The sequence below is a fragment of the Mucilaginibacter daejeonensis genome, assembly GCF_020783335.1.
Classification (GTDB): domain Bacteria; phylum Bacteroidota; class Bacteroidia; order Sphingobacteriales; family Sphingobacteriaceae; genus Mucilaginibacter; species Mucilaginibacter daejeonensis.
Genome location: NZ_CP086068.1, coordinates 4,223,246 through 4,241,534 on the forward strand (window position 1 = coordinate 4,223,246; position 18,289 = coordinate 4,241,534).

The window sequence follows — 18,289 nt, forward strand, 5'->3', positions numbered from 1 at the left end:
TGTATTTATCTGGCATCGGCCAACCTTTTACAGGCCCATTACAAATTAATTCTACTTTTTAGCACCGATCTGCTGGGTTATCCAGTCCACCAGATCGTTGGCGGCTTTGTAATTATCAAAGTCGGGCGGCAGTTTGCGGCCGTCCAAATATTCGTTGTAGAACCATGGATCACCCACAGCGATCACCGTGCCTTTACCATACTTGGCCATGGCCACCACTACCTCGCCTTTATGCTCCAGTACCGGTTTGGCGGGTGCTTTCAGGTCGAAGGTGCTGATCTCTTTGATGTAGATCTTTTTGGCCGTTTTGAATACCGCATTGCCGGGCGGGATCATCACTGCGCCCTGCTCAAATTTGCTACCCTCAACGTGGTTAATACTATTCAGTTTGAACGGCATACCAAATTTGTTCATCAGCGTGTTAAAGTGGTTGAACTCGGCGTTGCCGGTATCATTATGCAACACCAGCAGCACACCGCCTTGTTTTACCCAATCGCTAACGGCGGTCACATGGGCCGGCTCTACATATTTAGCGTTCGGATTCTCTTTAGGGATATCAGCATCAATGATCACATAAACCGATGCCGGCTTCAGATCTGCCGTGGTAGGTGCTTTGTACAGCGTACCGATGTTGAAACCGTAGTTCTTGAATACCTGCCCGAACAATGACACGCCGTTATTGTCCCACTGCTCCCATTTGTAATGATAAGGCACCAGGGTACCGGTCACGTCCTTTTTGCGTTCGTCGTTAAAATAGCTGTCGAGCAGTACGTTCTTGTTGTTGGCCTTGCTCAGGTCAGGTATACGCTCGATCTCGACCGCTGCCTGGATGAACGCGCCTACACCTTTGGCATCGTTGGTGACCACCTTTTCACTCAGGTAGTACTCGTAGCTGCCATCGCGGTATGGCTGGCCACCTAAACCGGCCACGCTTACCGTACCGTTCAGGTTGGTCTGCCCATCGGCATCAACGCTAATGAATTTTTTGATGATACCATTATAACCCTTTTGAGCCACCTCGCGGAAGTACACCGGCAAATAGTGCTGCCTTACGCCTTTTGCCAACGCATACACGAACATACATGATGCCGAAGCTTCGAGGTAATTACCCTTGCCGGTCGCCCGGTCGAGCACCTGGTACCAAAGCCCGGTGGGCTTATCCTGGAATTTGGCCACCGCCGTGGCGTAACGGCCTAATATGGCCAGCAGCGCCGGGCGTTTAGGGTGATCTAATGGCATTTGATCTAATACATCTACCAAAGCCATACCGTACCAGCCCATGGCCCTGCCCCAAAAATGCGGCGAACGACCGGTGGTCTTGTCGGCCCAGCGCTCTTGTTTGCTTTGATCCCAGGCATGGTATAACAGGCCGGTCTTGGCATCGCGTGAGCTGCGCTCCATCAGAATGAACTGGTTGGCGATATCGTTAAAAGCGGTGTCTTCATGAAAGGTGTTGGCGTACTCGGCGTAGAAAGGTTCACCCATGTACAGGCCATCAAGCCACATTTGGTTGGGGTAGCGTTTCTTATGCCAAAAACCACCCTCAGGTACGCGGGGCTGCTGGCGCAATTGCTCGCGGAGGGTGCGTACGGCGGTGAGGTACTTGGCGGTACCCAGCACTTTGTACAGCATGAGCACCGAGCGGCCCGATAGAACGTTATCGATGTTATAATCGGCCATTTTGTAGCCTTTGATGGTACCGTCATCAGCGATGTGGGCATCAACCCGGGCCTTAATGTAGTTGAAATACGTGCGGTCGGCGGTTTGCAGCCAAACATCTTGTACGCCTTTCCATACCACGCCCTGCTCGTATGTCCAATGGGGTTTGGAGGTATCGGCCCAAACCTTCATGGCGGTACGGGCCATGCGTTGTGAATATGGCAAAGCGGCATCCTGAGCATGAACAAGCTGAAGGCCTGCCAGCAGGAACAATCCAAGTAAGATCTTTCTCATTATATATTGGTCACACTTACGAGTTTACAATTTTAAACATTATCTGTCAGGCTGATGCCAAAAATCCATGCAAACGTTTGCGCATGGCGATCGGTCATTTACTGCCTGGCTTCAGGCTGCCAATTATCAGTGCCACCCAGAATATTTTTAATGGTATAGGCTTTGGCTTCCTGATCGCTCAGTTGCTTGCTCCAGGCCACGCGCTGGGAGGTGTTGGCTCCGGGGCCGGTGTTCTTGTACTCGGCGTAATAGGCGGTCAATTCCTTGTTGGGGAACATGGCATCGCCGGGCCAGGAGTTCCAGCCGGCCGGGGCAATGTGCGCACCGATCTGGCAGTTCATGAACACCGTACGGGCGTAAGGCCTCCACGGGCGACCCAGCAACGCTTTCTTCACGCTGGTATCGGCCACCAATTTGCATTTCATGAACACAAAGCCGAAAGGCTGACCCTGCAAGGTAGACGCTGCCGTAATGAACGATGGCGTTAAACTGCGGATGGTACAACCGTTGAACACCGCCGTGGCCGCCCCGAAAATGAAGTCAGTAGTTCCCTCGATGTAGCAGTTATCATAATACTGGCGGCTGTTGCCATTGGTGGCATACAAGGTATCCTGGTTGCCCAGCAGGCGGCAGTTCCTGATGACGGTGCGGTCGCCCTCTACGTGCAGGGCCACGGCCTGGCCTACCCGGCCTGCGGTATTCTCAATGGTAAGGTTCTCGAGAATAACACCCGCCCCTTGCACCAACACGGTGTGCGAGGTGTAGGTGGTCATTTGCGAGCGGCCATAGGCGTCGGTGCCGCCCGGAACGGCCTTTCCCGAATAGTCGTTATTGGTGATGATGGTATTCTCCGGCGCATCGCCCACCAGGCTGATGTTGGTCTTCCAGCTTGGGATCAGCAGCTTTTCGTGGTACGTGCCTTTTTTGATGTGGATCAACACGCGTTTCTGTCCCAGATCGCGCACCGAGTTCACGGCCTCCTGAATGGTGCGGTAGTTGCCGCTGCCATCCTGCGCCACGGTGAGCTCTGACAGGTACACCTGTTGCTGTGCCTGGGCCGCACCTGCCATCAGCAGGCACATGATCATGATCCGGAGCCTCTTCATCATAGCTTGATCATTTTACGGTCAAAGCTTTTTCGGTAGCGCCGTTCTTGAATTTGGTCTTTTGAGCGGCCTTGCTCAGGTCAGAGTTAACTACCTGTATGCCGCTGGTACGTTTACCGTTAATGCTGAACAGCAGCTCGGTCTTACCGTAACGGAAGTTATCGAACTTAACGTTGGTGCTGTTAATGATATCCACCAATGGGTTATTCTGATCGGCCTCTATGTAAACGTTCTTGAGGGTGATGTCCTTACCTTCAATGATATCGATACCGCGTTTGGCCTTGATGCTGATGTTATCGAAGTTCATGTTTCGGATCGCCATTTCGGGCAGGCCCCGGATCATCAGCGCACGGTCGGCACCGTTGCATGATACGTTGCTGATGTAAAAATCACGAAACTGCGGTGTGGCCTCGGTAACGGCCGGAATGTTCACATCGTTGGCCATCTCCTCTTCGGTTGGCGATTTGCCGGTGTAGTACATATCCATCAGGATCGCGCTGGTGATGATATCCTTCATGGCGATGTTCTTGATGTGGATGTTCTCCACGATGCCGCCACGGCCACGGGTGGTCTTGAAACGCAGACCGATATCGGTGGTCATGAAGGTACAATCGCTCACAAAGATGTTGCGTGCCCCGCCCGACATCTCGCTGCCGATCACAAAGCCACCGTGTGCACGGTAAACGATGCTGTTCTTCACGATCATGTTCTCGGTAGGCATACCACGCTTACGGCCTTCCTCGTCACGGCCCGATTTTACGCAGATACCGTCGTCACCGCAATCGAAGGTACTGTTATCGATCAGCACGTTCTTGCATGATTCTACGTCTATACCGTCGCCGTTCTGGGCGTTCCAGGGGTTGCGTACCTTCACGTTCTGCACGGTCAGGTCCTGACACATCAAGGTGTGCAGGTTCCAGGCCGGCGAATTTTGGAACGTCGTACCTTGCAGCAATACCTTTTTACAATTGGTAAGCACCAGCATGTTAGGGCGGTAAAAATCCTTGAACTCGGCAGCCTTTTCAGCGGTAGAACCCGGCTCTATGTAACCCGCACGTGGGGTTTTGATCGCCTTAGCATATTGCTCTGACGGGTACCAGCTCTTACCATTCTCACTGATCACGCCGCCTGAGGCCACTTTGCGTTTCCATTCTTCCTCGGTCAAACGATCCTTGCCTATGGCACGCCATACTTCGCCGTTACCATCTATCACGCCATCGCCGGTAATGGCCACATTGGTGAGGTTAGTGCCTGATATGGGCGACTCGTTGCGGTAGGCCGCGTGGCCTTCCCAGTTACCTTCAATGATCTTGTACTGGCTTTTATCGGCCGTGAACTGCAACAGGGCAGCACGGTGCAGGTGCAGGTCAACATTGCTTTTTAATACCACCGGTCCGGTCATCCACAGGCCGGCAGGGATCAGTACCACACCGCCACCTTTGGCGCTGCAGGCCGCAATGGCGCTGTTGATCGCTTTGGTATTCAGGGTGACGCCATCATTTTTGGCACCATATTTCACAATGTTGATGGTATCCTTTTTAAATACCGGGCGCGCGATCTTGGGCAGGTTGCTCCACGAGTACGGCTTGGTTTGTGCTGATACGGTAGCGCCTGCGCCGAGCATCAACAGCGCGGCAACGCTTATTTTAGAGATATTGAACATCAGGTTATTGATCGGTTTATACAGAATTATCAAAATACGTTATTTGTTAAGGTACTTGTGTTGACCCTTGTTATCCAATTTACTGGCAATAATTATCAAGATGCTACGGATGCACGATGCGATCGGCCAAACCCAGCTTCAGATCCTTGATATTTTGCAGCACCAGTTCGGCAATGCGGCGTGCGCCTAATTCGCTGAAATGGGTATCGTCCTCCTTACCTTTCGGGTAGTTAGGGTTTTGCCCCGGAGCTAAATAGTTGAACAGCATCTTTGAAGGCTCTACCCCTAACTGCTGGTATAGCTGCTGTGCCTGTGTATCCAGATCGATAAGCGGTACCTTTTGCTCCTGCGCCAACTTGCGCACGATCTGTGCGTAAACCTCATGCGTTGGAACGATGTGGCCGGTGCTATCGAACTTGCGGCGGGCCACCGGCGTGACCAGTACCGGGATGGCCTGCTTCTGGCGTGCCGTGTTCACGAACATTTCCAGGTACTTTTTAAAATCGGCTTCGGTGGTATAGCTTTTTTTGGTAGGCACCTCATCGTTATGGCCAAATTGAATGATCAGGTAGTCGCCGGGGCGCATGCCTTCGGCAACCGGTTTCCATAACCCTTCATTAATAAAGGTGCGGGTACTGCGGCCATTGCGGGCGCGGTCATCAACCGTTACGGTGCTGTCAAAGTAGTTGGCAAAAGGCATTCCCCAACCGGTCTCGGGGTAATACTTTTTCTCTTTGATGGACATGGTCGAATCGCCGATCATGTATACGGTGATCTTGTCCGGTGGTACGCACCAGGCTATGGTAATGGCCATTACAAATACACAAACGATAAATAACTTACGTTCCATTGGTTCACAGATCAGTTAACAGCGGCCGGGCCGCAAAACGCTACAGGTCAAGGTGTGGTTAGGGCAGCGGTAAAGGCTGATGCCCTGCTCACCGGTGCAATTGGTCGTGCATTGCAATTTGAAGAGTTTATGCGGCTTTCAAAAGAAAAAAGAACGCAATCGTTTGCGGGCGTTATTTCGATCGCCTAATGCTCTTTCGGTCTTCAGCTTCGAGCTATCAGTGTCTGCATCTGCCTTTATAAGCCTGTGACCATTAGCGGTACGGTCAACTTGAGGTGATGATGGTGCGGTTATCAATAAAATGCTATAATTTTGACCAAAGGCCATGTTCAAGTCATACACCATTAAAGATATCGCCAAGGCGCTTAACCTATCTACCTCCACCGTATCGCGCGCGCTGAACGGCAGTTACGAGATAGGCACCGAGACCAAGAAACTGGTACTGGATTATGCCGAAAAGATCAATTACCGGCCCAACCCCATCGCGTTGAGCCTAAAGGATCAGCGCAGCCGGTCCATCGGTGTGATCGTGTGCGAGGTGGCCAACAACTATTTTTCACAGGCCATTAATGGTATCGAATCCATCGCTTACAACTCGGGTTACCATGTGATCATCTCACAAACGCATGAGTCGGCCGCACGCGAGGCTGCCAACGTGCAGAACCTGTTATCAAGGCATGTGGATGGGTTGCTGATCTCGCTTTCGGCGGAGACCGCCGATACCTCGCAGTACCGTTACCTGCACGAAAAAGGTTTCCCGATCGTATTTTTTGATCGTGTGGCCACCGATATCGATACGCACCGCGTAACGGTGGATAACTTTAAAGGTGCATTTGAGGCCACGGAAGAACTGATCCATTCGGGCTATAAAAAGATCGCCATTGTGACCAATAATGCACATTTGCAGATCAGGCATGAGCGGTTCAATGGATTTAAAGCGGCTATGGAGAAACACGGCTTGCCCGTACCCGACCATTACGTGAGCCTTTGCGCACATGGTGGCATGATCATTGGCGAGGTGGAGGAAGCACTTACCCAACTGATGGGCTTGCCTGACCGCCCGGAGGCCATATTTTCGACCTATGACCGATTGACCACTGCCTGCGTACCGGTGCTTAAGCAATTAGGCTACCGCATACCCGATGATGTGGGCCTTGCCGGCTTTACCAACTCTGACGTGTCCGGCTCCTTTGACCCGCCCCTCACCGTGGTAAGGCAGCCAGCCTTTATGATGGGCCAACTGGCCACCGAGTTACTGATCAAGACCATCGAGAGCAAATTCCCGATACACGAATATACCTCAGAGCAGGTTGGCACCGAACTGATCGTGAGGCGATCATCGGCCAAGGTCTGACCGCTCCATGTTCAATAAACATAAAGGCCCGGCCACTTACGTGACCGGGCCTTTTTTGGTTGAGTGTGTGATCTGTGTATTAGAAGCCAAGACCCAACGCAAAGCCACGAACCGCTTGCGGGAAGGTAGCGCCTGCGGTGGCTGCACCGGTTTGCAGGTTAACACTGTAGATACGGGTAACGCCACCCACAGTGAATATACCGTAGGCCGTGTTACTGGTACCGCCGATATCAAAACCGTTAGCAGCATCTACCGTGATACCCAGCGAGCCTACCTCTACCAGGGTACCATCATTAGGTGGGTCCTGGCGGTATAAGCGGCCATTGCTCGAGTTGATGTCATACAACACGGTGCTGGTGGCGCCTGCAAAATTGTTGGTGTAAGCTGCACCGTTGATGAAACTATTGGCTGTAGTAAGCGGGCCGTCGATAGCTGCCACGGCACCTGTTTCAGGATTGAGGCGCAGGTTTTGGCCGGTGTTGCTTACCAAACGTATACGATCTACCGTTGGGTTAAAATCGAACCCGAACGAGGTGCCCACCAGTAAGGTAGTGAATGGTGAGGTACCTACCGCAGTGGCCACACCTGATGAGGCATTGATGGTGTATAACCTGCTAGTGCTACCCAGGGCATAAAGCTGTCCGTTCACCGGGCGCATATCGATGCCTAAAATATTCTCTCCTGTTTGCAGTCCTGTCATGGCTTTCACCACCGGCGTTGGCGAGTTAGGGTTAAAGATCAGCAGTTCATTATTGTTGCTCACCGCGTAAGCCACCGGTTCGGTAGGGATGGCCACGCTCAATACCCTTGAGGTAAAGTTGGCGATCTTGGTGGCTTTGCCCGAGGTCAGATCAATGGTGTACAAACCTTGCTGACCATTGGCAGTGATCGGGGCTATAGCAACCTTACCATCAGGACTGATGTCAAAGTCATTAGCCTCGGTAGCGCTGATGCCCAGGCCGCCTACTTCTACCAGTTTGCCATCATTAGGCGGGTCTTGCTTGTATAATTTTTGCGTTGCCGCGTCAATATCGTAAAGCACGGTGGTGGATGCACCGGCACGGTTCTCGGTGTAAGCTGCCGACGAGATCTTGACACCCGACACGCCGTTCAGTGCACCATCGGTGTTCACCACGGCACCTGTTTCGGGGTTAAGGCGCAGGTTTTGCCCATTGTTGGTGATCAGGCGTATACGATCTACCGTTGGATTAAAATCGAAACCTACGGCCGTACCGTTAATAGCTGGTGTGAAAGGCGTTGAGCTAACCGCGCGGGCCGCACCGGTACGCTGATCGATCACGTAGATGCGGCTGCCACTGCTCACACCATACAATTGCCCGGTGGCCGGACGATAATCGACGGCCAGGATGGTCTCGCCCGATTGCAGGCCGGAAATACCTACCGTTGGCGATACGGTGCCGCCTGTTTGGGCATTGAAATACGACAGTTGATTACCTTGTTGTAAGGCTACCACATTAACATTAGGACCAGGTGACAGGTCATCGCGGATCTCGTCATTATCTTTACGGCACGACGAAGTGATCAGTAGCAGGGCGGCCGCACAAAGCGTCCAAGCCTTTGCCGGAGCATAGTTGTTCAAAATTTTCATAAGTATCGATTAAAAAAAAATGAATGGATGGGCCATTGGGGCGGCCATCAGTTGATTACAAAAAAATATAAAGGTTACCTGACGGATCAGGCGTTGGGAGGCGGTGTAAGTACCTTGAGGTAAGTGGAGGTCAGGCTACCGATCTGCAAAACCGGGCGATCAGGGCAGGCGACAAGTATGGCACCGATCACCGGCCGACCGATCAGGGCCGGCGCAAAGCACTTGAATTGCTTTTCGGCATACTTGTTCTCTTCCTTTTTGTCGTCGTTCTCCTGCTCGCTGCTTTCGGAGTGGATGCGCGAGGTGCCTGGTTTGGGTACACCCGCAAAGCCGTAAACGCTAACCAGCGCTACCCGGCCAATAAAAATGAACAGCAACAAAAAGCCTACCGACCTGATCAACTTCAGGTACGGAACGCTTGTACGGCCAATGCTGTTGATGCTGCTCATATATGATCGCCATGAACCATTGCACGTCAGCACTTTACTAATGCCAACAGCCCGGACATGACCACTGATGAACAAAAAGTATTTTGATGTAGAAAAGTTTGATGAAGGGAGCCACTGATCCACAACCATGAGTGCTATCAGCGTAAAGTACAGTATCGGCAGGTTACTCAACGCCCCACCTTAGTGTAATGAAATAGCGTTACATCGATGTAACAAAATTCCCCAAATTTCCCCATTTCTCGTCATTGCGAAATTTGTAAAAACCCAACTTTTTCAAGAAAAAACTACAAAAAGCTGAAATGTAACACCATTTGTAACACTTTAACGTCCAAATGTAACACCGTAACAGAGCGGGCATGGTGTACCGGCAACTACTTTAACGACAAGATCACAACTTTAACGAAAGTGATTACCAGATCGGTGATCAGCGGATGAGGATGTACGGTTTCAATTTCTTCAGCACCCCGGCATCTAAAATGGCCACATTGCTTAGTTCATCAAAGTGCTCGTAGTTGCCATGCTGCTTGCGGTACTGGATCAGGGCATTGGCCTGCTTATAACTCAGGTAAGGCATATCCTTAATGTCGGCCAGTTCCACAGCATTGATATCGATCTTCCTGATCTTACGGGCGTTCACCCTGAACTGACCCTGAATATCCTGGTAATGCATGGCATCCATACCGTATATCTCCATCAACTGTTTTTTGCTATGAAAGCCACCCAGCCGCATGCGGTATTGAATGATACGCCTGGCCAAACCGGGGCCTACGCCTTTCAAAGCGGCCAGTGCGGCACTATCGGCAGTGTTGAGCTCTACCACATGCATGGCAGCGGCCGAGCGTTCGGGGAGTTTGATGTAGGGTTCAAGCCGGTGGTAGTCGTCGGCACTAAGGGTGTACATCTTTTGCACATCGCCCTTGCTGATGAAACGTCCGCCTGCGGCCTCGTAGTTCTTGATGCCTTTGATCTGGCGGTCGGTAAGTCCTAACTGCTTCCACTTGGTTATGGGTAAGTGGTTGGGGTCGAACGCAAAAAGTTTGGCAGGCGTACTTGATGTAGTGTGTTGGCTGATATCGCCGGTATAACCGGCCTTCTTCAGTTGTGCCACCGCACGCTGCAGTTTGCTAAAGTCGACAGGCTCGGGCGGATGCAGGTAGGAGTACACATATGGCGCAGCCACGGCCATTGCGATCAGTGCCACCATCACCACCAGACCGTTCCATTGGGTCTTGTTCAGGGCCAGGTAATTTTTGACGCGGGTGAGCACAGGGGTTAATTAAGCGACGGTTAAAATAGAGAGAAAATACTTATTTTTATAGAAATTTGCCGGGATAGGATCTGCTATGAAAATTATAACCACAGATGAATTTGCCAAGGCCACCAAGCTGGATAAGCTGAAAATGCCGGGTTTGGCGGCTTTGTTGATGGAGCTGATGAAGATAAACCAGGTGAACAAATTGTTCGCCCAGGCACAGCCCAAAGAAGGCCCTGATTTTGTGGACGCGATACTGGAAGGTTGCGGTGTAAGCATCGACATTGACCAGAACGAGCTAAAGAACCTGCCTGCCGACGGCGCTTTCATAGCTATCGCAAACCATCCTTACGGGGGTATAGAAGGCATGATCCTGCTCAAGATCCTTTGCATGGTAAGGCCCGATGCCAAGCTGATGGCCAATTTCCTGCTCAAAAAGATCCCCAACCTGGCCGATTATTTTGTGGCCGTTAATCCTTTCGAGAACGTAGAGCATTCTTCCAGCATCAGTGGTATCAAGACCACCATGGAACTGCTTAACAACGGTACGCCGATCGGCATATTCCCGGCAGGTGAGGTATCTACCTACAAACTGAACACCAAACAGGTGACCGACCGCATGTGGCACCCAGTAGTAGGTAAACTCATCAACAAAGCCAAAGTGCCGGTGGTACCGATCTATTTTCATGGCAACAATGGCCTGTTATTCAACTTATTGAGCCTGATACACCCTACCCTGCGTACTGCCAAGCTCCCTTCGGAGCTGTTCAATAAGCATGGTCATACCATCAAGGTACGCATCGGCAAACCGATCAGGGTTGAGGATATCCCTAACTACAACAACACTACCCAGCTTCTGAACTTTTTACGCGCCAAGACCTACGCTTTAGGCACTGGTTTGGAGAATGAAAAGAGACTATTCAACCCCCGCAGCCTGTTCAAGATCAAAAAAGAAGCTAAGGAGATAGAACCGCCTACGGCCGCCGAATTGATGGAGCGTGAGCTGGAACCATTACGCGAGAACTACAAGGTTTGGACGGAAAAGAACTACGAAGTATTCATTACCCCTACTGCGCTGATCCCGAACATCATTCGTGAGATAGGCCGCCTGAGGGAGGTCACCTTCCGCGAGATAGGCGAAGGCACCAATAACAGCACCGACCTTGATGAGTACGATATTTATTATCACCATTTGTTCATTTGGGATTTCAAGGCCAGCATGATCGTTGGCGCATACCGGATCGGTATGGGCGATGAGATATTTGATAGTTACGGTAAAAAGGGTTTCTACACGGCTAACCTGTTCAAGATCAAGTCTCAGTTCAGCGATGTGCTGCAAAGCAGCCTGGAACTGGGCCGCTCGTGGATCCGGAAGGAATATCAGCAAAAACCCTTGCCGCTGTTCCTGCTTTGGAAAGGCATCCTCAAATTCTTACTCGAGAATCGCCGTTATCGTTACCTGATCGGTCCGGTGAGTATCAGCAACACTTTCTCTAAGTTCTCCAAATCGCTGATCGTGGATTACATCACCCGTAACCATTTCGACCACGAGATGGCGCAATACGTAAAACCACGCAAGCAGTTCAAGGTCGATTTTTCAAGCATCGATACCGACCTGCTGATGGCCGGCGAAGAGAACTTTAAAAAGCTTGACAACCTCATCTCCGAGATCGAGACCCATAACATGAAGGTGCCGGTGTTATTGCGTCAATACATTTCGCTTAATGCCAAGATCATTTGCTTCAACATCGACCCCAAATTTGCCGACTGCTTAGACGGCTTCCTGGTGCTCGATTTGCAGAAAGTACCTAAGGACGTACTGGATAAACTGGGCAGGAATTTGTAAGTAGAAAGATCGCTCTCTCAATCGTTAGTGCGACGATGCTTAAGCCAGTACCAGCCTAAGTTGAAGGCGATCACCACATGGTTAAAAACGGTCGGTATTAAACCGTAGTGCTCTTTCATGATCTGGAATCGCTCTACCAAGCTTTGCCGGTGCTTGGCTTTTGACATGCCCCCGACCAGGTATTTAGCCACGTAAGCATGCACATTGACGATCTTTTTGGCTTTTTTGGCCGCCTGTAATATCCAATCGATATCGGCACTGAGCTGGTAACGCGGGTCATACGCGGTCAGCAACGAGCGTTTGATATAAATAGCCTGGTGACTAATGCTCATGCCATATTTGAAATCTTTCCAGGTAAAGCTTTTGGGAGCCTTGTGGCGGCGTTGACCAAGGCTGTTACCGGCATTGTCGATCATCTCGGTCTCGCCGTAGTAAATGTCCGCGTCTGGGGCCGAGGCAAATACCCTGCTTACCGTGTCTTGGTCATATAGCTCGTCGCCTGAGTTCATGAACAGCACATAGTCGCCAGTGGCGTGTGCAAGGCCTTTATTCATGGCATCGTAAATGCCTTTGTCCTTTTCGGTCACCAACTGACTGATACGATCGCGGTAACGTTCTATCACCTGCAAGGTTCCATCGGTAGATGCCCCATCGATGATGATATATTCGATGTTGGTATATGTTTGACCGATGACCGATAGCAAGGTGCGTTCGATATCACGCAAGTTGTTATACACCACGGTGATCACACTCAACTTCGGGTCAGCCATTCGCACCTCCAGGCCTGGCCGTTCCCAACAGTTGCTCATAAAGCTGAATATGCTTTTGCGCGATCACCTTTTCCGAAAATTTGCTCATCACCGTATCACGGGCATGCTGCTGCAAGTCCGCGCGGTCGTTATGGTCAATGATCCACTGCATGCCGTCGGTGAAGCTCTCCGCAGACTTGTAGGTGGCCAGGTACCCGTTTTGTTCATGCTCCACCATATTGGGTATACCACCCGTGGTAAAGGCAACCACCGGTGTACCGCACGATAGCGATTCCATGACGGTATAAGGCAGGTTATCCTCAAGGGACGGGATCAGGAACGCATCTGCAGCAGCATAGCACAAGGCCAGTCGCTGATCATCATTGATGGTGCCTAAAAAGTTGGCCTTAAAAGCCAGCTCAGGTACGTTATTAGCATCACGGTTACCGAATACTACCAATTCCACATGATCTGCCCGGCTGCCCAAGCGGGTTTTAAGCATCTCCAGACTGTCCATCAAATAGCTGGTACCTTTATGAAGGTCCTTGCGCGAAGGCATAAAACCCGTCAGGAAGATGATCTTGTCTTCAGGTAATCCCAGTTGTTTGCGCGCTTCAGAACGGTTCACTGGCTTAAAGACATCGGTCTCCAAAGTATTGGGTATCTGCAGCACCGGCCTATCATGCATCAAACTGCTTGATAGCACTGAACTCAGCATCCACGAACTTGGCGCAATGACATTGATATCCATCTTTTGGTAAGCCTCGTTCTTTTGTGTCCATATACGATGCGAGATATCATTGGCATCGGGCTTTTTTAGCAATGGGCAATGACCGCATTGACGCAAAAAGTGGTCGCAGGTATAACGCACGTGGCAACCGCCAGTGAATGCGTTGCTATCATGGAATGTCCAAACGATGGGTTTGTTGAGCTTGGCCAGCTCGGCTAAATGTTTAGGGTCTAAAAAGCTATGGTTCACCCAATGGAGGTGGATCACATCGGCGGCCTTCACATCAGGATGATGGATCACCGACCGCCCGAACCAGGAGAACGAGAACGGCGTACGCTTTTGTGGTTTCAGGAAGCGCTTGGCCAGTATCCGCTCCAATATGATGGTACCGGCGGTGTAGGCCTTTTGCACGGCATTCTTATTAAAGGTGCCGATCTGCGGATCTTTGCCAAATTTATAGTGCACAATTACTTTAGAATCGATATTTTCGGCTTGCAGGGCCTTGTTCAACCGCAAGCACGCGCGGCCAGCCCCTCCGTTACCATCATAAGTATTGATATGCACTACTTTTAGCATGGTTCAAAAATACATTTTATCGGCACAGTTATTCAACAGATCAGTTATATGAAAAGATCAATCGCCGCCTTTGCCTTATCGGTCGGCCTTTCATTACCGGGTTTTGCACAGCAAGCCTCAAGCTACTTCACTTCGTACCCTACCCTAACGCCCGACGGCAACACCATCGTTTTCAGTTTTGAAGGCGACATTTGGAAGGCCGATATCAACGGTAACAACGCCGTTAGATTGACCGCCATGCAGGGGCTCGAGACCAATCCCAAAGTATCGCCCGATGGTAAGTGGCTGGCCTTTTCGGCCAATCAGTATGGAAACAGCGATGTATACGTGATGCCATTGACCGGTGGCGATGTCAAACAACTGACCTACAACGAATCGTTCGATGATGTAGCCTCCTGGAGTTGGGATTCCAGGACCATCTATTTTACTTCAGGACGCTATAACTCGTTTTCGGCCTATAGTGTGCCGATCACCGGCGGTACGGCGGTACGTTTGTTCGGCAACTACTTCAATACCATACATGGCCTCACGCCGCATCCTAAAACTGGTGAATTATTCTTCGGTAACACATGGGAAAGCTTCCGTTTTCCGCAGCGTAAACATTACAAAGGTGATTATAACCCAGATATCCAGTCGTACGATCCCAAGACCAAAGCCTACAAGCAATATACTACGTGGATAGGAAAGGACTTTGACGCTACTATAGATAGCAAAGGCAACATCTATTTTATTAGCGATGAGGGTAACGGTGAGTATAATCTTTACACTTTCGACAACGGTAAAAAGACGGCGTTGACCCAGTTCAGCACGTCCATCAAACGTCCGTCGGTAAGTGCTGATGGCCGCAAGGTAGTGTTCGAGAAAGATTACCAGCTGTACATTTATGATGTGGCTACCAAAGCCACTCAAAAGATAGGTTTATCGCTTACCCGCAATAACGTATTGCCTAAGGAGCAGGAATTCGACATCAGCGGTAAGATCGAGGCGGCAGACCTATCGGCCGATGGAAAGAAATTAGTGCTGGTATCACGCGGTGAGCTATTTGTTAGCGATGCTGATGGTAAATTCATCCAAAAGATCGAACGCAACAGCAGCGAACGTGTTACCGAAGCCAAATGGCTGGCCGATAACCGCACGTTGATCTATAACCAAACCCTGGGTGGCTATGTGAATTGGTACACCATCAGCGCCGACGGTAATGGCAAACCTAAACAGCTCACTGCCGATAAACGCAGCAACCGCCAGCTTACCTTAAACAAGAACCGCACGCAAGGCATATACCTGAGCGGCCGAGACGAGGTGCGTACCATCGACCTAAAAACTTTGGCGAGCAAGACCATCGTCAAGGACGAGATATGGGCTTTCCAATCGCCGCAGCCCCGCTTTTCGCCTAATGGGGAATATGTATTATTTAATGCACGCCGCAACTTTGAACTTGATCTTTTTGTGCATGACCTGCAAAGCGGCAAGACCCTCAACCTAACCAATACTGGCGTAACAGAGTCTGACCCGTTCTGGTCGCCTGACGGCAAGTACATCTACTTTAGCTCGTCGCGCGCTAAGCCTGAATATCCGTACGGAACTAATGACGCTCATATCTACCGCATGCCTTTACAAAAATTCGATGAGGCGTTCAAGCTGGATAAGTACCGGGAGCTATTTAAAGAGGAGAAGAAGGACACGCCGGCCACCACCGCCAAGACCAAGGCCAAAAAGGCCGAACCTAAAAAGATATCGGAACAGCCTACCCCGAAAGCACCGGCCGATATAGTGATCGATACCGACGACCTGATGAAACGCCTCGAGCGCATCAGCCCGGATTTTGGCCAGCAGGAAGCGCCTTATGTGATCCAGAAGGGCGACAAGAGCCTGGTGTATTATGTATCGGATCAGGGTGAAGGTAAACGTGCCGTATATCGTACCACTATCGAAAACTTTGAGAATAACAAGACCGAAAAGGTAGCCGGCGCCGACGTGTATGGTTTCGACATCGTTAGTGGCGGCGACAAGTATTACCTGTTGGGTAGCTCGGGTGACCTGTATAAACTCAACCTTGACCAGAACAAGGTGGATAAGGTAGCCATGAGTTACCGCTTCGACCGTAACCTTTCCAGCGAATTTAAACAGATGTTCGATGAGGCTTGGGCCGGTTTGGAGGAGAACTATTATGACGGTACCTTCCATGGCGCTGACTGGGCTAAACTACATGATGTTTATGCCGCCTATTTACCTTATGTGAACAACCGTGCCGACCTGCGCTTATTGCTGGAGGACCTATTGGGCGAGCTTAATTCCTCACACATGGGCTTCAATTCGCGTGGTATGGAAGAACGTACCAACCTGCGCTACGTGACCATGGAGACCGGTATCGTGTTCGATGATCGCGATCCTTATAAAGTTGACCATATAGCCGACCTGAGCAACGCCGACCGCAAAGGCATCAACGTTAAACCAGGCGACCGCCTTAAGACCGTGAACGGAGTTGCGGTGGATGAGAAACAGGATCGCGACATGTACTTCACCAAACCATCGGCCGATGATGAGTTGGAACTGGGCTTTGAACGCTCGGGTACCAATGTCAACGTTAAAATTCATCCAGAACCAGCCGCTAAGTTGAAGGCCAACCTTTACGACGAATGGATCCGGAACAACCGCAAGATCGTGACCGATAAAAGTAAGAACCGTATCGCTTATGTGTACATGAAGGACATGGGCGGTCAATCACTACAAACCTTTTATGAGGACATGGTAGGCGATGCTTATAAAAAAGATGCCCTGATCCTTGACCTGCGATACAACACCGGCGGCAACGTGCACGACAACGTATTGAACTTTTTGATGCAGCGCCCTTACCTGCAATGGCAGTATCGTGATGGTAAGCGCTCACCGCAGCCTAATTTTGCCCCTGCGGCCAAACCGATCGTGCTGCTCATTAATGAGCAAACGCTGAGCGATGGCGAGATGACCGCTCAGGGCTTCAAGGCGCTTGGCCTGGGCAAGATCATTGGCACCGAGACCTACCGCTGGATCATTTTCACCAGTGCCAAAGGACTTGTTGACGGTTCGAGCTATCGCATACCGGCCTGGGGTTGCTTTACGCTCGATGGCAAAGATGTGGAGAAGGAAGGCGTTAAACCCGACATCTACATCAAAACAACCTTTACTGATCGTTTGACCGGCCAAGATCCGCAGTTGGATAAGGCGATAGACGAAATTTTGAAACAACTGAAGTAACACCCCCACCTGAGTCCTCCCCCAAGGGGGAGGACCTTAAAAGCCCTCTTCTATTTTTGCTTCCTCTCCCCTGGAGAGGGTTGAGTAGAGGTGTTTTTTTCTTTTCTTTGCATCATACATGAGCAACGAACTCACCGACCGTAACTTTTGGGCTAATTACTGGGAATCAAAGACGGGGCTCGCCGTAGAGGTGCCCGCCAACTATACGTTTCACCGGTTATTTAAAGATCTGCTAAGCAGCAAGGGATTCTGCACGGCCATCGAGTTGGGCGGATTTCCTGGTTACTACGCCATCTTCCTGAAAAAGTATTTTGGGCTCGATACCTCGTTGTTCGACTTTTATGTACACCAGCCTATCCTGAAAGAGGTACTTGCGGCCAACCAACTTAAGGACGACGATATCAAGGTGATCGAGGGCGACCTGTTCACCTACCAGCCGGAGGAAAAATATGATCTCGTACTATCATGCGGACTGATCGAGCATTTCAATGACACCAAGGATGTGATCGCTCGTCACTTACCTTTTTTGAAACCGGGCGGTACCCTATTTATAACGCTGCCCAACTTCACCGGCGTTAATGGCTGGGTGCAGCGCAGTTATGATATGGATAACTATAATAAGCATAACATCAGTAGTATGGACCCAGTCAAGCTGGCGCAGTACTGCAAAGAGTTAGGCTTAAAAGAGGTCAGTTCATTTTATTACGGTCACTTTTCGATATGGCTGGAGAATAAAGCTCAGCAAAGCGCCCTTACTAAGGCGTTCCTCAAAACCATATGGACAGCCGGCAAGATATTCACCAAGATCATCCCGATCGAGAGCAAGGCGTTGTCGCCTTATATCGTGGTGAAAGCGGTGCTTTAGTTAGAACTTATTATTGTAAGATCAAGGCTTTCATTGATCATGTGTGGCCGGTG

The 18,289-nt window shown here is 50.5% G+C and carries 13 protein-coding genes; 4 read left to right on the forward strand and 9 right to left on the reverse strand.

Translation table 11 applies throughout. The annotated features are described in order from the left end of the window. Positions 1 to 51: 51 nt before the first annotated feature. The 4 genes from LLH06_RS18065 to LLH06_RS18080 form a co-directional block, all read right to left on the reverse strand. A complete protein-coding gene (locus tag LLH06_RS18065; protein WP_228170690.1) occupies positions 52 to 1,953 on the reverse strand; it encodes a glycoside hydrolase family 88/105 protein in 1,902 nt (633 codons plus the stop codon). Positions 1,954 to 2,051: 98 nt separating this feature from the next. Beyond that, positions 2,052 to 3,062 (reverse strand): pectinesterase family protein, encoded by a 1,011-nt coding sequence (locus LLH06_RS18070; RefSeq protein ID WP_228170691.1) that lies wholly within the window; start codon positions 3,060 to 3,062, stop codon positions 2,052 to 2,054. Between the two features lie 7 nt (positions 3,063 to 3,069). Next, on the reverse strand, positions 3,070 to 4,755 hold the full coding sequence (locus LLH06_RS18075) for a glycoside hydrolase family 28 protein (RefSeq protein WP_317206689.1): 1,686 nt from the start codon (positions 4,753 to 4,755) through the stop codon (positions 3,070 to 3,072). A 70-nt stretch (positions 4,756 to 4,825) separates the two neighbouring features. Further along, positions 4,826 to 5,572, reverse strand: coding sequence for a rhamnogalacturonan acetylesterase (locus LLH06_RS18080; RefSeq protein WP_228170692.1), 747 nt, complete (start codon positions 5,570 to 5,572; stop codon positions 4,826 to 4,828). 325 nt (positions 5,573 to 5,897) lie between these two features. On the opposite strand from LLH06_RS18080, the gene LLH06_RS18085 reads away from it, so the two are divergent. Next, positions 5,898 to 6,926, forward strand: coding sequence for a LacI family DNA-binding transcriptional regulator (locus LLH06_RS18085; RefSeq protein WP_228170693.1), 1,029 nt, complete (start codon positions 5,898 to 5,900; stop codon positions 6,924 to 6,926). A 79-nt stretch (positions 6,927 to 7,005) separates the two neighbouring features. Here LLH06_RS18085 and LLH06_RS18090 read toward each other — a convergent pair whose 3' ends face one another. From LLH06_RS18090 to LLH06_RS18100, 3 genes are all read right to left on the reverse strand, one after another. Further along, complete coding sequence (locus LLH06_RS18090) at positions 7,006 to 8,535, reverse strand: DUF4394 domain-containing protein (protein WP_228170694.1); 1,530 nt, start codon at positions 8,533 to 8,535, stop codon at positions 7,006 to 7,008. A gap of 86 nt (positions 8,536 to 8,621) precedes the next feature. Then, complete coding sequence (locus LLH06_RS18095; RefSeq protein ID WP_228170695.1) at positions 8,622 to 8,984, reverse strand: hypothetical protein; 363 nt, start codon at positions 8,982 to 8,984, stop codon at positions 8,622 to 8,624. Positions 8,985 to 9,408: 424 nt separating this feature from the next. After that, positions 9,409 to 10,251, reverse strand: a complete 843-nt coding sequence (locus LLH06_RS18100) for a helix-hairpin-helix domain-containing protein (RefSeq protein WP_228170696.1) — start codon at positions 10,249 to 10,251, stop codon at positions 9,409 to 9,411. 76 nt (positions 10,252 to 10,327) lie between these two features. Here LLH06_RS18100 and LLH06_RS18105 point away from each other — a divergent pair, with 76 nt between their 5' ends. After that, positions 10,328 to 12,082: a lysophospholipid acyltransferase family protein gene (locus LLH06_RS18105; protein ID WP_228170697.1), complete on the forward strand. Its 1,755-nt coding sequence runs from the start codon at positions 10,328 to 10,330 to the stop codon at positions 12,080 to 12,082. 17 nt (positions 12,083 to 12,099) lie between these two features. Here the strand turns inward: LLH06_RS18105 and LLH06_RS18110 are convergent, their stop codons facing one another. After that, positions 12,100 to 12,891, reverse strand: a complete 792-nt coding sequence (locus LLH06_RS18110; RefSeq protein ID WP_228170698.1) for a glycosyltransferase family 2 protein — start codon at positions 12,889 to 12,891, stop codon at positions 12,100 to 12,102. Further along, positions 12,845 to 14,137 carry a glycosyltransferase gene (locus LLH06_RS18115; RefSeq protein ID WP_228170699.1) on the reverse strand — a complete coding sequence of 431 codons (1,293 nt, stop codon included), beginning with the start codon at positions 14,135 to 14,137 and terminating at the stop codon, positions 12,845 to 12,847. Before LLH06_RS18115 ends, LLH06_RS18110 begins: the two co-directional genes overlap by 47 nt. Before the next feature lie 48 nt (positions 14,138 to 14,185). Here LLH06_RS18115 and LLH06_RS18120 point away from each other — a divergent pair, with 48 nt between their 5' ends. Together LLH06_RS18120 and LLH06_RS18125 are read left to right on the forward strand one after the other, a co-directional pair. Then, positions 14,186 to 17,371 carry a S41 family peptidase gene (locus tag LLH06_RS18120; protein ID WP_228170700.1) on the forward strand — a complete coding sequence of 1,062 codons (3,186 nt, stop codon included), beginning with the start codon at positions 14,186 to 14,188 and terminating at the stop codon, positions 17,369 to 17,371. Between the two features lie 118 nt (positions 17,372 to 17,489). Then, positions 17,490 to 18,236 (forward strand): class I SAM-dependent methyltransferase, encoded by a 747-nt coding sequence (locus LLH06_RS18125; RefSeq protein WP_228170701.1) that lies wholly within the window; start codon positions 17,490 to 17,492, stop codon positions 18,234 to 18,236. The last annotated feature ends 53 nt before the right edge of the window (positions 18,237 to 18,289 follow it).

Bases quoted from the DNA above. Each gene is read 5' to 3' on its own strand.
- LLH06_RS18085 (WP_228170693.1), top strand. From the start codon at position 5,898: ATGTTCAAGTCATACACCATTAAAGATATCGCCAAGGCGCTTAACCTA.
- LLH06_RS18090 (WP_228170694.1), bottom strand. From the start codon at position 8,535: ATGAAAATTTTGAACAACTATGCTCCGGCAAAGGCTTGGACGCTTTGT.
- LLH06_RS18125 (WP_228170701.1), top strand. From the start codon at position 17,490: ATGAGCAACGAACTCACCGACCGTAACTTTTGGGCTAATTACTGGGAA.
- LLH06_RS18110 (WP_228170698.1), bottom strand. From the start codon at position 12,891: ATGAGCAACTGTTGGGAACGGCCAGGCCTGGAGGTGCGAATGGCTGAC.
- LLH06_RS18070 (WP_228170691.1), bottom strand. From the start codon at position 3,062: ATGATGAAGAGGCTCCGGATCATGATCATGTGCCTGCTGATGGCAGGT.
- LLH06_RS18120 (WP_228170700.1), top strand. From the start codon at position 14,186: ATGAAAAGATCAATCGCCGCCTTTGCCTTATCGGTCGGCCTTTCATTA.
- LLH06_RS18080 (WP_228170692.1), bottom strand. From the start codon at position 5,572: ATGGAACGTAAGTTATTTATCGTTTGTGTATTTGTAATGGCCATTACC.
- LLH06_RS18105 (WP_228170697.1), top strand. From the start codon at position 10,328: ATGAAAATTATAACCACAGATGAATTTGCCAAGGCCACCAAGCTGGAT.
- LLH06_RS18095 (WP_228170695.1), bottom strand. From the start codon at position 8,984: ATGAGCAGCATCAACAGCATTGGCCGTACAAGCGTTCCGTACCTGAAG.
- LLH06_RS18115 (WP_228170699.1), bottom strand. From the start codon at position 14,137: ATGCTAAAAGTAGTGCATATCAATACTTATGATGGTAACGGAGGGGCT.
- LLH06_RS18065 (WP_228170690.1), bottom strand. From the start codon at position 1,953: ATGAGAAAGATCTTACTTGGATTGTTCCTGCTGGCAGGCCTTCAGCTT.